This is a genomic window from Lyngbya sp. CCY1209, assembly GCF_055795065.1.
On sequence record NZ_JAYFER010000709.1, the window covers coordinates 1 to 290 of the forward strand.

At 51.7% G+C, this 290-nt stretch carries 1 protein-coding gene; it reads right to left on the reverse strand.

The window, feature by feature from the left end:
* Positions 1-290, reverse strand: a 290-nt coding sequence (locus AC0QHF_RS29250; RefSeq protein WP_324707806.1) for an AAA-like domain-containing protein, incomplete at both ends; no start/stop codon positions are given.

Genomic DNA, 290 nt, shown 5'->3' on the forward strand with positions numbered 1-290 from the left:
AACCGCTGCAAAAATGAAATGTTGTCCGCTTCTTTCCACCAGGTTTTTAAGTTGAACTCCCGGGAGAGTCGGAATCCTCTCCGCAAATCGGCGACGATGCCTTTGTACCATTGTAGGGGCGTGATGTTTTCGCCCCCGATCATGGTCAAATCCAGGGTCGTACATTTATAGCCCTCCCGCTGCAATTGGTGGCGGGTTCTCACCAGCAGGGAAGATTTTCCCATCTGTCGCGAGTTCAAAACGTAGCAAAACTCCCCCCGTTTCAAAGCTTCGTAGAGGTCGCGATCGCA